The organism is Pedobacter sp. 01T416_2, from assembly GCF_056398925.1.
Map to the genome: position 1 here is coordinate 1 of NZ_JBFTQI010000609.1, position 3,700 is coordinate 3,700.

General features: G+C 38.5%; 3 protein-coding genes. All 3 read left to right on the forward strand.

Going from position 1 to position 3,700, the window contains the following annotated elements; translation table 11 throughout:
- Positions 1 to 392 precede the first annotated feature (392 nt).
- Positions 393 to 2,483 carry a HEPN domain-containing protein gene (locus AC1DPQ_RS21145; protein ID WP_477610780.1) on the forward strand — a complete coding sequence of 697 codons (2,091 nt, stop codon included), beginning with the start codon at positions 393 to 395 and terminating at the stop codon, positions 2,481 to 2,483.
- Between the two features lies 1 nt (position 2,484).
- The gene (cobA, locus tag AC1DPQ_RS21150) at positions 2,485 to 3,261 is read left to right on the forward strand and encodes a uroporphyrinogen-III C-methyltransferase (RefSeq protein WP_477610781.1); all 777 of its coding nucleotides are present in this window, start codon (positions 2,485 to 2,487) and stop codon (positions 3,259 to 3,261) included.
- Positions 3,245 to 3,700: precorrin-2 dehydrogenase/sirohydrochlorin ferrochelatase family protein (locus AC1DPQ_RS21155; RefSeq protein WP_477610782.1), on the forward strand; the 456-nt coding region annotated here is incomplete at its 3' end. The genes cobA and AC1DPQ_RS21155, both read left to right, overlap by 17 nt.

Below are 3,700 nucleotides of genomic sequence, written 5' to 3' on the forward strand. Positions count from 1 at the left end.
GTACCGAAGCGAAGCGCAGCCCTGCAAAGCCCGACCTTTGCGCAGCTTAGGTAACGCCCAAATCAGTTAGCAGTTAGCAATTTTAATTTTCTGTTGGCAGTTTTAAGCTAATAATTAAAGAATTTAACTTATAGATTTCTCCATTTCGCTACGCTCCAGTCGAAATGACGTTTTATTTATGTAAATTTTTTCATAATAAATTACGACTATTCCTATATACTTTATATATTTGGCGTATGAATTTCAATTTTATACCTAACAAATTAATCGCTATGCAAATAATGTGTTGTTGTAAAACGCAGTAATAGGAGCCTACAGATAATTTTAAGTATAAAATATGGAATGCTTCTCGGTAATAGGGAAGCATTTTTTGAATAAAGCTAACAACACATATGCAAAGTTTCAGAACAGAACTCGAAAATCCGATTGTCGAGCAGGACATTATCGATTTAGAGAATAAAATTAAAGCTTTTAGAGATGGAACCATCCACGACGAAAAGTTTAGAAGCCTCCGTTTAGCACGCGGTGTTTACGGACAAAGACAACCTGGCGTACAAATGGTGCGTATTAAATTGCCTTTTGGTAAGGTAACTTTTAAGCAGTTGTTACGTATTGCAGATATTGCTGATGAGTATGGAAGTGGAAATTTACACTTAACCACCCGTCAGGATATTCAGATTCACTATGTGAGTTTAGACCGTACTCCAGAGCTTTGGGCTAAATTAGAGCAGGATGATATTACGCTCCGCGAGGCTTGCGGAAATACGGTTCGTAACGTAACGGCATCTCCAAATTCTGGAATAGATGCTGAAGAACCTTTTGATGTTTCGCCTTATGCGCAAGCGGTATTTGCGTACTTTTTGCGTAACCCGATCTGTCAGGAAATGGGAAGAAAGATTAAAATTTCATTTTCTTCGAGCGATAGAGATACTGCCTTTAGCTACATTCACGATTTAGGTTTTATTCCTAAAATTAACGAAAATGGCGAACGTGGATTTAAAGTTTTGTTTGCAGGTGGTTTAGGTGCACAGCCATTTTTAGCCAATGCAGTACACGAGTTTTTGCCTGAGGATCAGTTAATTCCTTTTACTGAATCTGTTCTTCGCGTATTCGACCGTTATGGCGAACGGACCAACCGTAACAAAGCACGTTTAAAATACCTGGTTCAAAAACTGGGTTTAGAAGAAGTTTTACGTTTGGTTGCCGAAGAGCGTATTGCCAACAAAGTAAAAACCTTTAAAATAGATATTAATACTGTACCTCAGCCGCTCTTGCCTTTAGAACAAGAATACCCTGCGGTAGAAATCTTAAACGAAGCCCATTACAAACATTGGTTAGCCACTAACGTAATTGAGCAGAAACAAGCCGGATTTTATGGCGTTTATGTAAAAGTTCAGGTAGGCGATATCAAAACAGATAAAGCAAGGGCATTTGTTGATGCTATCAGGTTATATGTTGCTGATGAAATCAGGATTACCCAAAACCAAGGCTTGCTATTAAAGTTTGTACGTAAAGAAGCATTACCTTCATTATATGCTGCTTTAAATAAAATTGGTTTTACAACGGCAGGTTTTGATAGTTTAGCTGATATTACCACTTGCCCTGGTACCGATACCTGTAATTTGGGTATTTCGAATTCAATGACCTTGGCCGAAGTTTTGGAAGAAGTGATTTATACTGATTTCCCTGAGTTTATTTACGAGAAAAACATCAAGATCAAAATCAGTGGATGTATGAACTCTTGCGGTCAGCATGGTTTGGCTGAGATTGGTTTCCACGGAAGTTCGGTAAAAGCTGAAGGAAAAGTTGTTCCGGCAGTTCAGGTGATGTTGGGTGGTGGTACTGTAGGTAATGGTGTAGGTAGAGTAGCAGAACGCGTAATAAAAGTACCTTCTAAAAGAGCAACAAGTGTTTTACATTTCATTTTAAATGATTTTAAAGCCAATAATCTTGAGGATGAGAACTTTCACCAATATTATGATAGAAAAGGTAAAGACCATTTTTATCAGCTGTTAAAACCATTGGCCGATTTAACCAATCTTAAAACAGAAGAATTTGTAGATTGGGGACATGTAGAAGAGTTCGTAACCGCAATTGGTGTAGGCGAATGTGCTGGTGTTGTAATTGATTTGGTAGCTACCTTATTATTAGAAGCCGATGAAAAATTTGATTGGGCGAAACAAAACCTGGAGAAAGCTGCTTATGCCGATGCCATTTATCATACTTACAGCACTTTCGTAAGCGCTGCAAAATCGTTACTGTTAGATAAAGGTGTAAACAGCAGCACACAGGTAGGTGTGATCCGCGAATTTGATAACCATTACGTAGAAACTGGAGAATTTAATTTATCGACCAATTTCTCTGACCTGGTTTTACAGATTAACAAAAACGAACCAACAGCTGAGTTTGCACAGAAATATTTTGAAGAAGCAAAACAATTTTTAAATCAGATTAAGGCTAAAAGGGGCTTAGTAAACGCATAATATGGGAGAGCAGAGATTAAACGTGGAATCAAGAATAACCCTTTTAGGCGCTGGTCCTGGAGATCCTGATTTATTGACACTAAAAGGGGTTAAAGCATTGCAAACTGCCGATGTGGTTTTGTACGACGCTTTAACCAACGAAGCTTTATTGGAGCACGCTCCGGCAGAAGCCATTAAAGTTTATGTAGGAAAGCGTTCTGGTGAGCATTCTTATCCTCAGGATACCATCAATAAATTARTGATCGATTATGCCTTAAACTACGGTCACGTAGTGCGTTTAAAAGGTGGCGATCCATTTGTTTTTGGCAGAGGTTACGAGGAGTTGGATTATGCAGCGTCTTATAGCATTCCGGTAAGTGTAATCCCAGGTATTTCGAGTTCGATCGGTGTACCAGGTTTGCAACAGATTCCGGTTACGCACCGCGGCATGAGCGAAAGTTTTTGGGTAATTACCGGAACAACCACTTCAGGAGAAGTTTCGGCTGATATTTACCAGGCAGCACATTCTAATGCTACTGTTGTGGTACTTATGGGACTTAAAAAATTACCTAAAATTGTAGAGATTTTTAAAGCTGCAGGAAAACATCATTTACCAACCGCAGTGGTTCAGAACGGATCAGCAGAAGATGAAAGATTGGTTGTTGGCGTGGTTGAAACCATAGAAGGTTTAGTGCAACAAGAAAATATTAAGGCACCTGCTTTATTAATTTTTGGAGAAGTTGTATCATTACATCCATCATTTAAGAAATTAATTAAACAATATGCAAGTATTGCCTAACCAACCTGATAATGCAGCATCTTTTTCTGAAGAAGAAAAAGGTAACCAGCTCTTTCCAGTTTTTGTAAAGCTGAACAAGCTGCGTACATTATTAATTGGTGCAGGAAATATTGGGCTCGAGAAATTAACTGCGATCGTAAATAATAGCCATAGTGCTACCATCACGATTGTTGCAGAGCTAGTATCACCAGAAGTTTATGCGCTTATCGCAAATTATCCGCTGATAAAAGTTAAACAGAAAAGTTTCGATGTAGATGATCTGAATGACATTGACATCGTTTTCGCGGCAACCAATAACAATATTTTAAATGAAGAGATTAGAAAGGTGACGCATGAGCGTGGCCTCTTGATCAACGTGGCAGATAAGCCTGAACTTTGCGATTTCTATCTGGGATCAATTGTTCAAAAGGGCGATTTAAAGATTGCCATTTCTACAAAC